Origin of the sequence: Alkaliphilus hydrothermalis, assembly GCF_016908555.1 — a bacterium.
GTDB lineage: Bacteria > Bacillota > Clostridia > Peptostreptococcales > Natronincolaceae > Alkaliphilus > Alkaliphilus hydrothermalis.
This window is the reverse complement of the sequence record NZ_JAFBEE010000005.1, coordinates 92931-110310: the sequence shown is the minus strand read 5'-3', so window position 1 is coordinate 110310 and position 17380 is coordinate 92931. Positions and strand designations below refer to the sequence as shown.

Annotated in this window: 18 protein-coding genes; 17 read left to right on the top strand and 1 reads right to left on the bottom strand. The window is 34.2% G+C overall.

Annotated features, from left to right (window positions below; translation table 11 throughout):
- The first annotated feature begins 544 nt into the window (after positions 1 to 544).
- From JOC73_RS05550 to pduL, 11 genes are all read left to right on the top strand, one after another.
- Positions 545 to 2098: a glutathione ABC transporter substrate-binding protein gene (locus tag JOC73_RS05550; RefSeq protein ID WP_204400993.1), complete on the top strand. Its 1554-nt coding sequence runs from the start codon at positions 545 to 547 to the stop codon at positions 2096 to 2098.
- Between the two features lie 109 nt (positions 2099 to 2207).
- On the top strand, positions 2208 to 3134 hold the full coding sequence (gene nikB, locus JOC73_RS05545; RefSeq protein ID WP_204400992.1) for a nickel ABC transporter permease: 927 nt from the start codon (positions 2208 to 2210) through the stop codon (positions 3132 to 3134).
- Between the two features lie 26 nt (positions 3135 to 3160).
- Positions 3161 to 4060 carry an ABC transporter permease gene (locus JOC73_RS05540; RefSeq protein ID WP_204400991.1) on the top strand — a complete coding sequence of 300 codons (900 nt, stop codon included), beginning with the start codon at positions 3161 to 3163 and terminating at the stop codon, positions 4058 to 4060.
- A 26-nt stretch (positions 4061 to 4086) separates the two neighbouring features.
- A complete protein-coding gene (locus JOC73_RS05535; protein ID WP_204400990.1) occupies positions 4087 to 5067 on the top strand; it encodes an ABC transporter ATP-binding protein in 981 nt (326 codons plus the stop codon).
- Positions 5068 to 5087: 20 nt separating this feature from the next.
- Positions 5088 to 6059, top strand: coding sequence for an ABC transporter ATP-binding protein (locus JOC73_RS05530; RefSeq protein WP_204400989.1), 972 nt, complete (start codon positions 5088 to 5090; stop codon positions 6057 to 6059).
- Positions 6060 to 6290: 231 nt separating this feature from the next.
- Positions 6291 to 6824 (top strand): cob(I)yrinic acid a,c-diamide adenosyltransferase, encoded by a 534-nt coding sequence (locus JOC73_RS05525; RefSeq protein WP_204400988.1) that lies wholly within the window; start codon positions 6291 to 6293, stop codon positions 6822 to 6824.
- A gap of 114 nt (positions 6825 to 6938) precedes the next feature.
- Positions 6939 to 7466, top strand: coding sequence for a hypoxanthine phosphoribosyltransferase (hpt, locus tag JOC73_RS05520; RefSeq protein ID WP_204400986.1), 528 nt, complete (start codon positions 6939 to 6941; stop codon positions 7464 to 7466).
- 77 nt (positions 7467 to 7543) lie between these two features.
- On the top strand, positions 7544 to 7708 hold the full coding sequence (locus tag JOC73_RS05515; RefSeq protein WP_204400984.1) for a hypothetical protein: 165 nt from the start codon (positions 7544 to 7546) through the stop codon (positions 7706 to 7708).
- A gap of 115 nt (positions 7709 to 7823) precedes the next feature.
- Entirely contained in the window at positions 7824 to 8087 is a 264-nt protein-coding gene (locus JOC73_RS05510; protein WP_204400981.1) for a YkuS family protein, read from the top strand.
- A gap of 123 nt (positions 8088 to 8210) precedes the next feature.
- Entirely contained in the window at positions 8211 to 9221 is a 1011-nt protein-coding gene (locus tag JOC73_RS05505; RefSeq protein ID WP_204400979.1) for a restriction endonuclease, read from the top strand.
- 103 nt (positions 9222 to 9324) lie between these two features.
- Positions 9325 to 9903 carry a phosphate propanoyltransferase gene (pduL, locus tag JOC73_RS05500; protein WP_204400976.1) on the top strand — a complete coding sequence of 193 codons (579 nt, stop codon included), beginning with the start codon at positions 9325 to 9327 and terminating at the stop codon, positions 9901 to 9903.
- A gap of 87 nt (positions 9904 to 9990) precedes the next feature.
- Here the strand turns inward: pduL and ychF are convergent, their stop codons facing one another.
- Positions 9991 to 11085: a redox-regulated ATPase YchF gene (gene ychF, locus JOC73_RS05495; RefSeq protein WP_204400974.1), complete on the bottom strand. Its 1095-nt coding sequence runs from the start codon at positions 11083 to 11085 to the stop codon at positions 9991 to 9993.
- Positions 11086 to 11561: 476 nt separating this feature from the next.
- Here ychF and JOC73_RS05490 point away from each other — a divergent pair, with 476 nt between their 5' ends.
- From JOC73_RS05490 to JOC73_RS05465, 6 genes are all read left to right on the top strand, one after another.
- Positions 11562 to 12086: a YhcN/YlaJ family sporulation lipoprotein gene (locus tag JOC73_RS05490; protein ID WP_204400972.1), complete on the top strand. Its 525-nt coding sequence runs from the start codon at positions 11562 to 11564 to the stop codon at positions 12084 to 12086.
- 130 nt (positions 12087 to 12216) lie between these two features.
- The gene (locus JOC73_RS05485; protein ID WP_204400970.1) at positions 12217 to 13362 is read left to right on the top strand and encodes a CbiX/SirB N-terminal domain-containing protein; all 1146 of its coding nucleotides are present in this window, start codon (positions 12217 to 12219) and stop codon (positions 13360 to 13362) included.
- Positions 13363 to 13418: 56 nt separating this feature from the next.
- Positions 13419 to 14687, top strand: coding sequence for an EF-P 5-aminopentanol modification-associated protein YfmF (yfmF, locus tag JOC73_RS05480; protein WP_204400968.1), 1269 nt, complete (start codon positions 13419 to 13421; stop codon positions 14685 to 14687).
- Positions 14688 to 14699: 12 nt separating this feature from the next.
- Complete coding sequence (yfmH, locus tag JOC73_RS05475; RefSeq protein WP_204400967.1) at positions 14700 to 15983, top strand: EF-P 5-aminopentanol modification-associated protein YfmH; 1284 nt, start codon at positions 14700 to 14702, stop codon at positions 15981 to 15983.
- A gap of 205 nt (positions 15984 to 16188) precedes the next feature.
- Complete coding sequence (gene lgt, locus JOC73_RS05470) at positions 16189 to 16923, top strand: prolipoprotein diacylglyceryl transferase (protein ID WP_204400965.1); 735 nt, start codon at positions 16189 to 16191, stop codon at positions 16921 to 16923.
- 173 nt (positions 16924 to 17096) lie between these two features.
- A complete protein-coding gene (locus JOC73_RS05465) occupies positions 17097 to 17237 on the top strand; it encodes an aspartyl-phosphate phosphatase Spo0E family protein (protein WP_204400963.1) in 141 nt (46 codons plus the stop codon).
- Positions 17238 to 17380 lie beyond the last annotated feature (143 nt).

Genomic DNA, 17380 nt, shown 5'->3' with positions numbered 1-17380 from the left:
CCTATATTTTAGCAATCTAATGAAATTGTAAAATATATTGCTCAATTTATAGGCCTATATAATGTAGTAATCGTCTTAAAATTAAATATTATGGGGAGACCCATGAGTTCTAAAAATGCTACATGTATTATTATACATATTAAAAAAGTTATATATCATTGAGCGTCAAATGAAGTCTAGAGTGAAATGTTGAAGAAAGTCGATAATTCGTGTATTATTGCATCTCTTGCAAGTGCTGGGGAATAGTGGAGGCCTGGTGACGAGGTGATAGGGCGGGAAAATTATTAAGGAAATATCTACAACTTAGTAATACTCTATTTCTCGTTAAATTAAAGAATAATTAGAAAATTAAGAATTAATTAAAAGGTAAATGTTAAATAAAATTCATATTCATTCATAGCCCTTGTCTAATAATTCATTTGAATATATAATATTCTTATAATTAAATCAGATGCCCTACTTCAAGGGATATCAAGTAAAATTTAATTAAAGATTAAAGTTTTTGCCGACGGCAAAAAGAAAAATAAATAAAGGGGGAAACAAAATGAGAAAGAACAAAAAATTATTAACATTATTAAGCATGATGTTAGTACTAGTTTTAGTAGCAGTTGGATGTGGTACATCTACTGAAACACCTGATACTGGTGATGCAACAGGTGAAGTTAAGGATACCCTAATCGTAGGTCAAGGTGCTGACGTAGTATCATTAGACCCACATGCTACTAACGACCAACCATCATCAAGAGTAAGTAAGCAAATTTATAACACACTTGTAAATCAAAATGAAGCTATGGAATTAGAACCAGGATTAGCTGAATCTTGGGAAAAAATTGATGACTTAACTTGGGAATTCAAGTTAAGACAAGGTGTTAAGTTCCACAATGGTGAAGATTTTACAGCAAATGATGTAAAGTTCACTTTATTAAGAGCATTAGAGTCTGCTAAAATCGGACACATTGTTGGTGCTATTAATCCAGAAGGAATCGAAGTTGTAGATAACCATACAATTAAAATAGCTACTAACGAGCCTTTTGCTCCATTATTAGCTCACTTAGCTCATACAGCTGCTGGTATGTTAAATGAAAAGGCAGTTACTGAAGGCGGAGAGAACTACGCACAAAATCCTGTAGGAACTGGACCATTCAAGTTCCAAGAGTGGAAAACTGGTGAAAGTGTTACTTTAACTAGAAATGACGACTACTTTGCTGACAAAGCTAAGGTTAAGACAGTTGTATTCAGAAACATTACTGAAAATACTGCAAGAGTTATTGAGTTAGAAACTGGTGGAATTGACATTGCTTATGACATTCCTCCAACAGAAGTAAGTAGAGTTGAAGAAGATCAAAACTTAGTATTATTAAGAGACGAGTCTTTATCAACAGCTTATATTGGATTTAATGCTGGAAAAGAGCCTTACAATGATGTTAGAGTTAGACAAGCGATTAACTATGCAATTGATACTGATTCAATTGTAGAAGCAGTATACCAAGGTGTTGGTAAAGCAGCTAAAGGACCTTTAGGTACAAACGTATTTGGTGCTCATACTGACTTAGAGCAATATGGCTACAATTTAGAAAAAGCTAAGGAATTAATGAAGGAAGCTGGATACGAAAACGGTTTCAAAGCTACTATCATGACTAACGAAAACCAACAAAGAATGGATATCGCTGAGATTGTTCAAAACCAATTAAGAGATATCAACATTGAAACAGAAGTTCAAGTAGTTGAGTGGGGAACTTACCTTGACGAAACAGCTGCTGGTAAGCATGATATGTTTATCTTAGGATGGACTACAGTAACTGGTGATGCTGACTACGGTTTATACGCTTTATTCCACTCATCTCAATTTGGAGACGCTGGTAATAGAACATTCTGGAGTAATGACAAAGTTGATGAATTACTAGATGCTGCAAGAGTAGAAGCAGATCCTGCTAAAAGAGCAGAATACTACTCAGAAGCACAAGAAATCATCAGAGAAGAAGCACCTTGGGTGTTCACTTACAATGGTGAAAACTTAGCTGGTACAAGAAAGAATGTTAAAGGATTCAAGCAACATCCAGCTGGTCACCACAAGCTTGTTTCAGTTTACTTTGAATAATTTAAATTAAGAATAAAGTTTTATTATTTAACATTCAATATAGGGTCATAACTTTATGGCCCTATATTAATGCTAATAACAGTGGCAAATTTAGGAAGGAGGACATTAAATGCACAAGTATATATTAAGACGTCTTCTTATGCTAGTTCCAGTAATGCTAGGAGTAACCCTTATCGTTTTCACAATGATGCACTTTACACCAGGGGATCCTGCAAAAATTATGTTAGGGGAATCTGCACCGGAAGCGGAAGTAATTAAGTTAAGAGAAGAATTAGGGTTAGATGATCCTTTTTTAGTTCAGTTTGGTAGATATGTATTTAATGCTGTACAAGGGGATATTGGTCGTTCCTATACAACTAATAGACCTGTAGCAATTGAAATTATGGAAAGATTCCCATCAACATTAAAGCTAGCAGCTTTAGGGGTACTGGTATCTGTTTCTCTAGGTATTCCGACGGGGATTATTTCAGCAACGAGACAATACTCACTATTCGATAATATTGCCATGGTGGCAGCTTTATTAGGGGTTTCTATGCCAAACTTCTGGCAAGGTTTAATGCTTATTTTATTCTTCTCAGTACAGTTAAAATGGTTCCCATCATCAGGGTTCTCTACACCTAGCCAAATGGTGCTACCAGCTTTAACATTAGGAACAAGTTCTGCCGCAATTATTACCCGTATGACTCGTTCATCAATGCTTGAGGTTATTAGACAAGATTATATCCGTACTGCTAGAGCTAAAGGACAAGCTGAGTCTATTGTTATTAATAAACATGCTCTAAATAACGCATTAATTCCAATTATTACAGTTATCGGTCTACAGTTCGGTTATCTACTTGGAGGTGCTGTATTAACGGAGTCAATCTTCTCTATTCCAGGAGTAGGTAGGCTAATGGTTGAATCTATTAAGGCAAGAAACTTCCCTGTAGTACAAGGTGGAGTATTATTCATTGCTATTACCTTCAGTTTTGTAAACCTATTAGTTGATATCTTATATGCCTTCGTTGACCCAAGAATTAAATCACAGTATAAGTAAAAACGTTTAGAAAAGGAGGTAGGCATATGTCAAAAATTAAAACTTCTAACAATCAAGAAGAAGTAAAAGCAGTATCTAAAAAGAAGAGAAGTCCATGGGTTGAAGTTTGGAGAAGATTAAGACAAAACAAATCGGCTATGTTTGGACTTGCTATTATCGGATTATTAGTTTTCTGTGCTATATTCGCAGACCTTATAGCTCCTTATGGAATTGACGATCAAGATTTAAGAGCTAGATTCATAACTCCAAGTAGAGACTATTTATTTGGTACCGATAACTTTGGTAGAGATATTTTAAGTCGTATTATCTATGGATCAAGAGTCTCTCTACAGGTAGGATTTATCGCAGTTGGTATATCTGCTTTAACAGGAGGAGCCTTAGGTGCTATCGCTGGTTTCTATGGTGGTAGATTAGATAACGTAATTATGCGTTTCGTTGATATTTTACTTGCAATCCCTGGTATTCTATTGGCGATTTCAATCGTTTCTGCCCTTGGACCTGGATTACAAAACGTTATGATCGCCGTAGGTATTGGATCTATTCCATCCTATGCAAGGATTGTAAGAGCTTCAGTATTATCTTTAAGAGACCAAGAGTTTGTTGAAGCAGCTAAAGCTGTTGGTGCAAATGATTTTAGAATCATTTCAAAGCATATTATTCCTAACTCAATGGCTCCAATCATCGTTCAAGCTACGTTAGGGGTTGCTGGAGCAATTTTATCAGCTGCTGGTCTAAGTTTCATCGGTTTAGGGATTCAGCCTCCAACACCAGAGTGGGGCTCAATGTTATCATCAGGTAGACAATATTTAAGAGATTACTGGCATATTGCAACATTCCCAGGACTTGCGATTATGATTACGATCTTCGCACTAAACCTTCTAGGTGACGGATTAAGAGATGCACTTGATCCTAGACTAAAAAGCTAACTAATTAGGATAGGAGTGTGATAAAGATGAAGGACAACAAAAACTTATTAGAAATTAAAGACTTATCAATTCACTATATAACAGATGATGGTACTGTACGTGCAGTAGAAGAAATGAACTTAGAGATTGGTGTAGGTGAAACTTTAGGACTAGTTGGTGAAACTGGTGCTGGTAAGACTACAACAGCTTTAGGAATCATGAACTTAGTACCAAATCCTCCAGGAAAAATTATAGGTGGAGAAATTGTATTCGAAGGTGAAGATTTAGTAAAGAAATCTCAAAGCGAATTAAGAAAGATTCGTGGTAATAAGATTTCTATGATTTTCCAGGATCCAATGACTTCTCTTAACCCTGTTATGACGGTAGGGGATCAAATCGCAGAGGTAGTTAAGCTGCATCAAAACGTAAATGCTGCAGAGGCTACTGAAAGAGCTATGGAAATGTTAGAAAAAGTAGGTATACCAGGTACAAGACACAAGGATTTTCCACACCAGTTCAGTGGTGGTATGAGACAAAGAGTAGTTATTGCCATTGCTTTAGCATGTAACCCAACATTATTGATTGCTGATGAACCAACTACAGCATTAGACGTTACAATTCAAGCTCAGGTATTAGATTTAATGAGAAACTTAAAGCACGAGTTCAACACTTCAATGATTATGATTACACATGATTTAGGTGTTGTAGCAGAAGTTTGTGATAAGGTAGCTATTATGTACGCTGGTAATGTTATTGAGTATACAGATGTTAAGAGACTTTATACTTCACCAAAGCATCCTTATACAATCGGTTTATTTGGATCAATTCCAGACATTGAATCAGACGAAAGTCGTTTAAAGCCAATTAAAGGTTTAATGCCGGACCCAACAAATATTCCTTCTGGTTGCCCATTCCATCCAAGATGTCCAAAGGCAATGGATATTTGTTCCCAAAGAAAGCCTAAGAATACTGAAGTCGAACCAGGACACTTTGTAAAATGTCTATTATTTGAAAACACAGAAAAATAGTATAAGCGGAGGTGAATGCTATGCAAGAAAGATTACTAGAGGTAAGAAACCTTAAGAAACACTTTAACACAAAGAAAGGGCTACTTCATGCGGTTGATGGAGTGAACTTCTTCATTAATAAAGGTGAGACATTAGGACTAGTAGGTGAGTCTGGATGTGGAAAATCTACAACAGGTAGAGTTGTTCTTAGATTATTAGAAGCAACTGACGGGGAAATTATCTTTGAAGGAAAAGATATTCTACAGTTTAATAAGCAACAGCTTAGAGAAATGAGAAAAGAAATGCAAATAGTATTCCAAGATCCATTTGCATCTCTAAATCCAAGAATGAGCTTATCAGAAATTATTGCTGAGCCACTAGTTGTTAATAAAGTATTTAGTGATAAATTAGAAATGCAAAAACGTGTTAAGGAATTAATGGATACAGTAGGTATAGCTGAAAGATTAACTAACGCATATCCCCATGAGCTAGATGGAGGTAGAAGACAGAGAATCGGTATCGCTAGAGCCTTAGCTTTAAATCCAAAATTCATTGTGCAAGATGAGCCTGTATCAGCACTGGATGTTTCTATCCAAGCACAGATTCTTAACTTAATGGATGACTTACAGGATGAATTTGGTTTAACTTATTTATTTATTTCCCATGACCTAAGTGTTGTTAAGCACGTAAGTGATCGTATTGCTGTAATGTATCTAGGGAAAATCGTTGAATTATCCGACTATAACTCAATGTTTAAGAATCCATTACACCCATATACACAAGCTTTATTATCTGCTATTCCAGTTCCTAGAATCGATATCAAGAGAGAAAGAATTCTTCTTGAGGGAGACGTACCAAGTCCAATTAACCCACCAGAAGGATGTCGTTTCTATGGAAGATGCCAATACAGACAAGAAATTTGTAGACAAAAAACTCCTGAATTAAGGGATATGGGTAACGAAAAGTATGTAGCTTGTCACTTTACAGGTGATTTAAGACCAGCTAGTGAATAATAAGGGCAAAAGCCCTTATTATTTTTTTTGCTTATTTAACTTAACGTAATATAATTATATCATAAACGTAATAAAACACAATACAAATATTGATTTTTCGAATAATTGTTAACTTTACTGACAATTCAATATTTCTAGTTTAGTATATCTTCATCATTGGGTAGAATATAATAGTAAGACATGGACTTTATACTCAATACATAAATACAATTAAAAAGGGAGGCCGTTGCTATGAAGATCTATACTAAAACGGGAGATAAAGGAGAAACTAGCTTATATGATGGAAATAGAGTGAGTAAAGATGATATTAGGGTGGAGAGTTATGGTACGATTGATGAATTAAACTCTACTTTAGGCTTTGCTAGAAACTTTATAGAAGATCATGATGTTATAGAAGTTATTTACAAAATCCAGAGGGAGCTTTTTGATGTTGCTGGGGAGCTGGCTACAAAGGATACGGAGAAGTTTCCCGAAAAAATAAACGAAGATCATATTCATTATTTAGAAAATGTTATTGATAAATATATTAAAAAAGTAGAACAAGTGGATTTATTTATCATTCCTGGTACGAACAAAGCATCGGCATCCCTTCACATAGCCAGGACAATATGCAGGAGGGCAGAAAGAAGAATACTGACGTTAAAGAAGAATGAGCCTGTGGGGGACATATTGATAAAGTACGTAAATAGACTTTCTGATACCATCTACGCTATGGCAAGATATCTAGAGTCGGATTTAAAATACGTACATTATGAAAAAAAATAGCATTTCCAACTAATATAATGCGAATATTTATAACGCACTACAGAAAAAAAGTTCAGTTTGTCCCATCTATATGATATAATAATGCTAGTATTAATATTTACAGGAGGGATTACTATGAGCAAAAAAATAGATCAGGTATTATTTTCAGAAAAAGTTATTGCAGATAAAGTAGAAGAGTTGGGAAAAAGAATCACTTCAGAATATAGTAAGGATGATCAAATAATTGTTATTGGGGTACTAAAAGGTGCTAATATTTTTCTAGGGGATTTAGTAAGAAAGATAGATCTTCCACTAAGTATTGATTTTATGGCGGTATCAAGCTATGGTAACTCCACTACTAGTTCTGGTATTGTTAGAATATTAAAGGATTTGGATTTAGAGATAGAGGGAAAGCATATCCTTATCATTGAGGATATTGTTGATACAGGATTAACGTTAAAATACTTAACTGAGAACCTAAAATCCCGCAACGTAGCTAGTCTAAAAATCTGTACTTTATTAGATAAACCCCTTAGAAGAAAATGTGACCTACACATTGATTATGTTGGATTTGAAATACCCGATGCATTTATAGTCGGATACGGAATAGACTATGCTGAGAAGTTTAGGAACTTACCCTATATAGCAACCATAAAAGAATAATTAATTTTAATCTCCTTGAATAGACTTACTTATATTTCTCCATACTATTAGTAAAGTCATTTAAGGAGGTAATTACAATGGGTAATTTTGAAGAGGTAAAGCAACGATTTATGCAGGCTGATGTAGATGGAAAGATTGAAATTTATACAACAACACAAGGATTATCAGTCGATCAATTTAAAGAATTATTAAAGCATTTTCCTCTGCAACATTTAGATAAACTTGAAAGAGCAATGGGATAAATTTAATATTAATCTAAACCAATTAGTCTCCTGATATATAGGGAGACTTTTATATTTTCCTCGAGGGTATATCTTCGAAACAAAGAGCAAATCCTAATAAAGGAGGTGTAGTCGTATGGGAAGAAAGATAATTGCGGTGCAAGAAGGTCTTCATGAAGTTGCTGAACTACTAAAAAGTGAAGGGTTTCAAGTAACAAGTGTCGATGACAGTTCAAACCCCATAGATATCATTATTTATTCCACTACTGATGATGAGTATATTGCCCACAATGACACTGGGATGATTAACTTATCTTCTAACAACAAGTTTGTTAGGATGTTGAATGTTGATGAAGTAGGGATTAACAATATACTTAGCGCTGTAGAAGAACTAGAGTAGAAGATTAGAAGTGATCCCGCCTGATTGTTTAAAATTAGGTGGGTTTATTCATTTTTATACTATTTTGAATAAGTTTCTATAAATTGGCAACAGTATAAAATAGATAAGATTGGGGGAATAAAAATGAGTAAAACAAAGGATGTATTAGAATTCTTATTAAAGCAAGTAAGGAGTTATAACCAAGATCGCTCCACCAGTAGGAGATTTAGAAATTACTATCTGAGTAGTAAAGAAGATACAAGAGGAGATATAGCTAAGGTTATAGATTATGCTATATCAAGAATTATGGTTTTTTTTATGGTCTTCATTGGTATATTTATTAAGTCAAAAAAGTTATCTCTAGCTATAGTGATAGCTGCCGTAGTAGTTACCATATATCATATTCTTTCCATTAAAGCACGGTATAAAAAACTAGAAGCTATGAAGCGACAAAAGAGAAGAACCATTGCATGTCAAAAAATCTATCAAGAATTAATGAACTATACAGTAGATGAGTTAAAGCGATATGTGATCAATATATTTACTAAGGCAGGATTTACTAGCTTCAATCATCGGGTTAGTAGTCATAAGGTTATTACATATGATGGGATATATAATGGACAAAATATTTTAATGTCTACTTATATTAATAAAACAGATTACTTTGTTGAGTTAAAAGAATTAAAAGAATTTATATCTTTAATGAAGGGTTCGGATATTAAGAACGGTATAATCATGACGTCATCTGATTTTACAAATGACTGTTATCAATATGTTGAGAACTTAGAAAAAAAAGCAAAGTTAAAAATTCTGTTACTCAATAAGGACCTGATGTTTCACATGATTGAAAAGAATGATTTGTTTCCTTCAGATGAGGAGATAGATGAGATTGTAGAGAACAAAATCAGTAGAAAAGAATTGATTTGGAAGAAATATAAGGCATCCTTTTTAGCTAATAGAAAATCTAAGGGGTACTTTATTTTAACTTTATTCCTATTTGTAACAGGCCCTTACACGCCGTATCCTCTATATTATATGACAGTAGGTGGGATTACTCTTGCGTTAACCATCATCACACTAGCTATGCGTATGATGTATAAGAAAGATGATCAAGATACCTGGGAGCACTTAAACGACATGATGAAGGAATTATGATAATTTTTTGTCGAAGTGTGATGTTTATGTTTGATTTATCTAGTAAAAACCTGTATAATGTACATTGTTGTTTCAAATTAATTGATATTTAGGAGGAATAAAGATGGCAAATAATATGTTACCGGTGGCAATGTCCAATAGACATCTACATTTAAGTGAAGAAGATATTAATGTGCTATTTGGCAAAGGGTACCAATTAACCACATTTAAGGACTTATCACAACCAGGACAGTACGCCACCAATGAAAAAGTTGATGTTGTAGGACCAAAGGGAACTTTAAAGGGTGTTAGAGTTTTAGGACCTGCTAGAAAGCAAACTCAAATCGAAATTTCTTTAACTGATTCTTTTGTTCTTGGGATTAAACCACCAGTTAGAGATTCTGGAGATCTTGCAGGAAGTCCAGGTGTTAAAATTGTGGGACCTAATGGAGAAGTAGAATTATCAGAGGGAGTAATCATTGCATCTAGACATATCCATATGCATACTGATGATGCTGCAAAGTTTAACGTAATAGACAAAGAAAAGGTAAGTATTAGAACTTCTGGAGACAGAGCTGTAGTCTTTGAGAATGTTCTAGTACGTGTACATCCCACATATGCTTTAGAAATGCATGTAGATATGGATGAAGGTAATGGCGCTGGTATTAAAAATGGAGATATGGTTGAGTTAGTTAAGGCATAAAAATCCCCCTTAATACAAAGATAAACCCAAGTAATCATCACAGCAAATATATGGTGATTACTTGGGTTTTTTAGTTAACTGATATTGTTAGACATTAAAGCGGAACAGAATAACATCTCCATCCTTAACGATATATTCTTTTCCTTCTAAACGAACCCAGCCCTTATCCTTCGCAGCTGAATGGCTTCCAGCAGCAACAAGATCATCAAAGGCAACAACTTCTGCCCGAATAAAACCTCTCTCAAAGTCAGAATGAATCTTACCAGCAGCCTGAGGTGCCTTTAGACCGTTTTTAATCGTCCATGCTCGCACTTCTTTTGGACCGGCAGTGAGATAACTTATCAAACCTAATAAAGAGTAGGAAGCCTTAATTAAACGGTCTAAACCTGACTCACTTAAACCTAACTCTTCTAAGAACATAGACTTCTCTTCATCTTCAAGCTCAGAGATTTCAGCCTCAATTTTTGCGCAGATGGTTACTACCTCAGCATTTTCAGTGGTAGCAAGTTCTTTTACTTGAGCTACATGGGAGTTATCCGCCCCAAGGTTTTGGATATCATTTTCGTCAACATTGGTAACGTAGATGATGGGTTTAGTGGATAACAGGTTAAAACCTCTGATCATCATTGCTTCTTCATCAGTTAATTCAATGCTTCTAGCAGATTTCCCGTCTTCAAGAGCTTCTCTAATTCTTTTTAATAAATCTAACTCAGGTAACAAGGACTTATCACTTTTAGCTAACTTTTCTTGTTTCTGGATTCTTTTTTCAACCATTTCCAAATCTGAAAAAATCAATTCTAAATTAATAGTTTCAATATCCCTTAAAGGATTCACATCACCATCTACGTGGGTAATATTAGAATCCTCAAAGCAACGGACAACATGGAGTATAGCAGAAACCTCGCGGATATGAGATAAGAATTTATTTCCTAAACCTTCACCTTTACTGGCGCCCCTTACAAGACCTGCGATATCATAAAACTCGATGGCAGCAGGAATAACTTTCTCTGATGAATGCATGTCCCTTAAAACGGTTAGCCTTTCATCAGGTACAGCTACAACTCCTACATTTGGCTCAATCGTACAGAAAGGGTAGTTTGCAGATTCTGCACCTGCCTGCGTAATCGCATTAAATAATGTACTTTTCCCTACATTTGGCAAACCAACAATGCCCAACTTCATTTCAATCTTCCTCTCTCTTCCTTATAATCAATGAAATATAGTCTAGTTTACATACACGTAAAATTATACCTTATTCTGTAACAATAGGCAACAAAGAAGCCAGCATTTATTTCTTGCTAGCTTCGCTGTAGTTAATAAAGATAAAACTAATTATAAACTTTCTAATACATAATAAGGATAGGAAAAACATTAATACTAAACCGAGTTTGAAAACAAAGAACTTCTTCATTGTTCTTTTAAATAGTCGATTAATTAGTATTAGGTCTAACATGTGAAAATCCTCCTTTATTAAAGACGTCTGATAGTCTTTAGTTAATTATTAATAATAATAGTATGTACATAAATGAAGACGACATTGCATTTTTAAGAATTAAAGTTGTAAAAATATAAGTAATCCATATTTTAACAAGTCTTTACAAGAAACTTAGGTTATAAAAAATAAAACAAGAGACAAAATAATGTTAGGAGGTGGACATATGAAAAAAATCTTAAGTATTTTTTTATGCTGTCTTTTAGTATTTGTATTTGCAACTGGTTGCCGACCAGCCGAAAGACCTGTACCACAGGATCCTATGGACCCGAATAGACCAATGGCTCCCGATCAAAGAGTAGAGGAAGTTAACCCTTATGACCCTAATGTAAGGGCTCCTAGAGAAGAAATTGGTCAAGACTTAAATATTAGAGCTGACAGAATTGTAAATGAAATTGTTAAACTTAATGAAGTTAAAAGTGCAACAGTTGTCATTACTGATAAGACAGCTTTAGTAGGGGTCAATTTAAAAGAGAACATTGATGGAGAAATGACTACAGAATCAAAAAAGAAGATAGAAAACGTCGTAAGGCGTACAGATTCAGAGATTGATAGAGTATCTGTATCTGCCGACCCTGAAATTTTTGATAGTATCGAGAATATTGTAAGGGAGACAGGACGAGGCAGACCTTTGAGCTCATTCGGTGACGAGATTGAAGATATTGTCAGAAGAATCACTCCAGGAGCATAGTAGGATAAAACGATAAAGGAGAAGCTACGTGGCTTCTCCTTTATCGTTTTGCATATTTTACTAACCCCAATCATTTTCCTACCCTAATTATCATATGTTTTAAGAAGACAAGGATTAAGGAGGCAAGATAATGGTTCCGATGATTTTCTTAATGATTAGCATATTATTGGGTATGATTTGCGGGGGTAACATTGATAAATTATTTTTAATTCTTTCTGGATTTCTATTATACAGATATTGTTTTTATAAAGGCCAAATGTGGAAGGATAAATATAAACAATACTTAATAGGACTGTTGACAGGGTATTTATTAGTAATCGTTTTAATTTTATGTTTGCAATATAGGGTACAAGATAAGGATATTGCTATTAATTACGTTGAAAATCAAAAAACTGCAATAGTACTGGTATTAGAAGGCGAGCCTGCTACCTATAATTTACCAATGGCAATTAAAAATTTTCGACAAAAAAATAAATTAAGTTTCATTAATTTGCCCTTCCAGCTATATAAAAATAAATATAACTATAGCAAAATTAGTAGTATAAACACTGACTATTACTATGACTATTTTGAAGAAGAAATAAAAAAAGAAATGGAGTATCAGTACCCTATTTACATTGCATATTTATACAATCGTCCCTACATGAAGGAGGTATTACAGGAGGCTATACAGGAGGGCAATGACAAACTGATGATTGTCCCTGTCTTACTGTCGGAATCCAAAAGCTTTCAATTAATGAATGAAGTTATAAAAGAAGTAAATCCTTTACAGTATAAAGTTAAAATAAAGAATTCTTTCCCTTTGTGGGATAGTGAAGCCCTCGCCCAATCTTTTGTAGATAAGATTTCACAGCAAGTCAATGTTAAAGAGAAAAGTAGAGTAGGAATCCTACTGGTGGGAGAACATGATCTAAAGGATATAAACTCAAATCAAAATATAAAGCAAGAAATTTTATTTAAAGAAAAAGTAAAAGATTTATTGATAAAGGAAGGATATTCAGAGCCTCAAATAAGATTGACCCCATTAAAAGCAAAAGAAATACATATGCAACTTGAAAGATTATTTGAATATGGAATAAAAGAAGTGGTAGTGATGCAGGTTTCATCAGCAACAGAGAATATTGAGAACCGCATGATTATTAGTCAAGCCATAGATGATGCAGAGGTTCCTCAGTATGTAAGTATAAATTTTAGTAGTGGTTGGCTTTATAATGATACTCTAATATTGGAGTTAGTAAGAAGAATTCAATTACTAAATATTCAAAATTGGGATTAAGAAAACTGTAAAGAAGCATACTATTGTAATGAAGGATAAATCAAGGAGGGAAGCCAATGATTAAGCATATGAAGGAGGAAATCCTTAAAGGAGTAAACCTGCATACCTTATATGTGGATAAGTTTAAGACGAACTTAATAAAGCTATATTTTCAGAGACCTTTAAACCAAGAGGAATCAACCTTAAATGGGCTATTACCAATGGTGTTGCAAAGGGGTACAGAGAGCTTTCAGTCTTCAAAAAAACTATCAAAGGAGCTGGAGTATCTTTATGGAGCCTTCTTAGATAGTAGTGTATTAAAAAAAGGCGAACGACACATTATCGATTTTACTTTAGGTACAGCTGACTTGAGATTTGTTGAGGACCAAAATCTACTAAATGACTCACTGAAACTATTAAATGAGGTCATTAATAAACCTCTTGTAGAAAATGGGTGCTTTAAAACCGAGTATGTACAACAGGAAAAGAATAATCTAGAAAAACGTATCAAAGCTAGATTGAATGATAAGAGCAAATATGCAGTCGAGCGGTGTGTTGAAGAAATGTGTAGTGGGGAGAATTTTAGGTTGTATGAGCTGGGAAGAATAGAGGACTTAGAAGCAATTAACGAAAAAAATCTCTATGAATATTACCAACAGGTTTTGGAGACTAGCCCCATAGAAGTCGTAGTAGTAAGCAACCTTCAGCATGACGTGGTGAAGGATGCCATCTTAGATAAAATCCAGTATAAACGAGGTAAGTTGGTGGATATTCCACGGGAAAAAACTGATTCTGTTCCTAAAGAAGTTAAAAAAGTTACGGAGAAAATGGAGATCAATCAAGGCAAATTAACGTTGGGCTATCGAACTAATATTCCCTATGAAGATCCATCGTATCCTGCCCTAATGGTATACACAAATTTACTAGGTGGAGGACCCTACTCAAAATTATTTTTAAAGGTTAGAGAAGAAAGAAGTTTATGTTATTATATCTACTCTAGAATGGAGAAATTCAAATCCCTCATGCTGATTAGTTGTGGAATAGAAGTCAGTAAATATGACGAGACAGTAAAGGTGATTCAAGCGCAGTTAGAGGAAATAAAGAAGGGCAATATCAGTGATGAAGAGATGGAAAATACTAAAAAAGCCATGATTAACTCTGTCAAAAGTATGGGGGATAACTCAAATGCTTTAGCGGATTTCTACTATGGTCAAGCCATCACTAAGCAATTTATAGCACCTGAAGAACTGATTGATCTAATCAAAGGTGTAAAAAAAGAAGAGGTGGCTGCAGTAGGTGAGAAGATTATGCTGGATACCATCTATTTCTTAGAAAATAAACAGTAAGGAGGTATAGGGATGACTTATGATCAAATAAATGGCGAATTAGTAAAGGAAATAATCTATAGAAAAAAGTTGGATAATGGTTTAGAAGTATTTTTTCTTCCTAAGGAAGGCTATGCCAAACAATATGCCTCCTTCTCAACTAAATTTGGTTCCAATGATTTGAAATTCAGTAAGAATGGACAGGATATGGTGGAGGTATCAGAGGGGATCGCCCACTTTTTAGAGCATAAACTATTTGAAGAACCCGAGGGAAATGCCTTCGACCGTTTCGCAGCCTTGGGAGCTAACGTAAATGCCTTTACAAATTTTAATATTACAGCCTACTATTTCACCAGTACAGACTATTTTTATGAAAATTTACAACACCTCATTGACTTTGTCCAGAATCCTTATTTTACTGATGAGAATGTGGAAAAGGAAAAAGGAATCATTGGGCAGGAAATTAAAATGTATCAAGATAATCCCCAGTGGAAGGTGTTTTTTAATTTCCTAAAGGGGATGTATCGTGAACATCCAGTAAAGAATGATATTGCAGGAACTGTTGAGAGTATCACGGCAACGACAAAGGAGGATTTATATAGTTGTTATGAAACATTCTATCATCCCTCCAATATGGTGTTATTCATTGCTGGCGATTTAGATAAAGAAAAGGTTTTTGAGGCCGTTGAGGAAAGCTTTCATTCTAAGGAAGTAAAAGAAATAGTAAAGATTCAAAAGAGTATGCCAATAGAACCACCAGAAATCTCAGAAGCTTTAGTAGAAGAGAAATTATCAGTATCTACACCTTTATTTAATCTTGGGTATAAGGATACGCTAGTAGGAATGCGGGGTATGGAATTACTAAAGAAGGAAGTAACCATGAGGCTACTATTAGATATCATCTTTGGGAAAAGCTCGCCCTTATTTGAAAAACTATACGATGAAGGACTAGTGGATCCATCCTTTAACGCTGATTTTATTAGTGAAGTAGACTATGGACATAGTATCATCAGCGGACAGTCGACAGACCCTAAATTAGTGAAAAACTACATTAATGAACATATAAGTCAATTAAAGGAAACAGGGGTCCAGAGGGATGAATTTGAAAGAATCAAAAGAAAGCAGATTGGAGATAATTTGAGCTTTTTCAACTCAATAGAATATACTGGAAATTCCTTTGTATCCTATTACTTTAAGGACATCAATTATCTAGAATATATTGAGGTGCTTAAGAGTATTACCCTAGAGGAGGTACAGTCCTTCTTGAGGAAACATTTTGATGAGTCAAAACAGGTCTTATCCATTATAAAACCATAGTTTGACAATAGAATCAGAATTCAATATAATTGACATAGTTGCTGGCAACAGCAACTATACTTTTTTATGGAAATAAGAGGCTGCGAAATGAATAAAAATACTATACTAGGTATATTTATACATTTATTTCTAAAAAATACTGAATAAAGTATAAGAAGTTAGTACTATATACCTAGTTATTAAGTTTTTAAGGAGGAGTATAATCATGAATCCCATTGCTTTTGAAATTTTCGGTATTGCTGTTGGCTGGTATGGTATCCTGATTGGCTTGGGTATGCTACTAGGGGTTATTGTGGCTAGCTATAGGGCTAAAAAAGAGGGTTTGCCAGAGGATATTGTTATTGACTTGGCTATTTACGCAGTACCCATTGCAGTAATTGGTGCAAGGCTTTATTACGTAATTTTTAATTGGGGTTACTATGTTAAATATCCTAATGAAATCATCAACATTCGTCAAGGTGGGTTAGCAATCCACGGAGCTATAATTGCAGGGGTATTGACAGGGTACATATTTTGTCGTATTAAGAACATTTACTTCTGGAAATTAGCGGACATATGCGCTCCAAGTATCATATTGGGTCAAGCTATTGGTAGGTGGGGGAATTATATTAATCAAGAAGCCCATGGTGGACCGACAGATCTTCCTTGGGGGATTTTGGTTAATGGAGTAAAGGTGCATCCCACATTTTTATATGAGTCCCTATGGAATTTTGGAGTCTTTATATTTTTATTAACTTATTCAAAAAAGAAAAAATTTGAAGGCGATATTTTTATTTTATATTTAATTTTATATTCAGTAGCAAGATTTTTTATAGAAGGTTTAAGGACTGATAGTCTGATGATTGGGCCCTTAAGAACCGCCCAAGTGATTAGTATAATCACGATTATAGGGGCTGTATCAGTTAGACAATTTTTCTTGAGAAAAAGGATAATAAACTAAAAACAGGAAAAAATATGTTTTATTATACAATTATGGAGAATTTTAAAGAAAAAACTAGAATATCATTGAATATTATTTAAAAACATGTCTAAATCCCCTTTGACAAATTATATGGTTTTATTTGATAATATAAAAAGTCACTAATGATAAGAACGATTATTGGGGTGAGAATTATGTTAGAACAGGAAATAGCAGTTTTGAGAAAGCGATTAAATGAACTAATTGATGGTCAAGAGGATTATAAGAAAATCTATGATCTTAGTACTCAGTTAGATTTATTAATCGTTGCTTACTACAGAAAAATAGGAGTATAGCAAGCTATCATAATATGGATTAATGACATTAGACTAATAACAGAGCTGCCTAATTATTTTTTAGGCAGTTTTTTTTTGTCTTTTTTAGTTTTTTTTTGTAAAATCCCATAACTTATCTATTTTATTAATAACTAGACTAGAAG